Here is a 1,501-nt window from a genome sequence, read left to right on the forward strand (position 1 = left end):
CGTCAGAGCGTGAACGCTCTGACGCGGGCCGATGGTCCTCGCTCAGGTGCGACTGACTTACCCGCGATGCCGCAACAGCAGCTGCGTCATCAACGCCCGCAGCGCCGGCGGCCGCACGGGCTTGAGCAGGAAGCCCCAACCGTTCTCGGCAGCATGCACTTTCAGCGCATCATCGCGCTCAGCGGTCACCAGGATCACCGGTGGCCGCGCCTTCCACAGCGTGCACAGCGCTTCATACAGGTCCGGTCCGTGCCATTGCCCCATGCGTACGTCCAGCAGCAACAGCTGCGGCACGTTCAGCGCACTGGCGATTTCCAGTGCCCCCTGGGGGCCATCGGCAAGTTCCACATGGCAGCCCCAGCGTTCCAGCAGGGCACGGGTCGCCGCACAGACATGCGGGTCATCATCGATGCTCCAGACCCGACATTGCCGCAGCGGGCTGTCATCGGACGGCTCGGTCGCGACGACCGGCGCCGCCGGCGGCGCAATCACCTCGTCGGCGCGCCCGAGTGCCACGCTCACCGCGAATACGCTGCCCTTGCCCAGCGCGGAACGCAGGCTGATGCGGTGTCCGAGCAGTCGACCGATGCGTTCAACGATGGCCAGGCCCAGGCCGGCGCCCCGTTCCTGCTCCACGCCGTCGTTGAGGCGACGGAATTCTTCGAAGATCTCGCCCTGCAGGCTTTCCGGAATACCTGGTCCCTGGTCATGCACCTCGATGCGCAGCTGGTCGCCTGCACGCCGGCAGCCGATCAGCACGCGGCCACGTGGCGTATAGCGCAGCGCATTGGACAGGAAGTTCTGCAGGATGCGCCGCAGCAGTGCTTCGTCGCTGACGATCACCGCACGAGTGTCCACCCAGTCCAGCTGCAGGCCGCGGCTCTGTGCGGCGATGCCGAACTCGCGCGCCAGGGTTTCCAGCAAGGGAGACAGCGCGAATGCGCGCACCCGTACCTGCAACGACCCCGACTCCAGCCGTGAAATATCCAGCAGGCTGTTGAGGATCGCGTCCTGCGCGGCCAGTGCGGCGTCGATATGGTCGCTGGTCTGTTGCTGTTCGGGGTCGGTGAGCTTGCCGCGCAGCACCGACACGAACATGCGCGCGGCATTCAGCGGCTGCAGCAGGTCGTGCACGGCCGAGGCGACGAAGCGGGTCTTGTAACGGTTGGCCTGCTCGGCTTCGCGGCGGGCTTCGTCCAGATCCTGGGTGCGTTCGGCCACGCGGTGTTCCAGCGCATCGGCCAGCGAACGCAGCTCGCGTGCAGCGTTCTTGTAACTGGTGATGTCGGCATAGCTGGTGACGAAGCCACCGTCGGGCAGCGGGTTGCCGCGGATCTCCAGCACCGTGCCGTCGTCCTTCTCGCTCTCGCGCATGTGTGGGCGGCCACTGCGCAGGTGGGTCAGGCGGCGTTCGATGGCCTCGTCGATCGGGCCGGGCCCCAACAGGCCGCGACGTGCGTTGAAGCGGAACAGTTCCTCGATCGGGCGGCCCACCCGCACC

1 protein-coding gene is annotated in these 1,501 nt (G+C 67.3%); it reads right to left on the minus strand.

All coding sequences use genetic code 11. From position 1 onward, the window contains the following. Positions 1 to 57: 57 nt before the first annotated feature. Positions 58 to 1,501: hybrid sensor histidine kinase/response regulator (locus AC1VAN_RS21625; RefSeq protein WP_480986719.1), on the minus strand; the 1,444-nt coding region annotated here is incomplete at its 5' end.

Source organism: Stenotrophomonas sp. 05L44_2 (assembly GCF_056665995.1).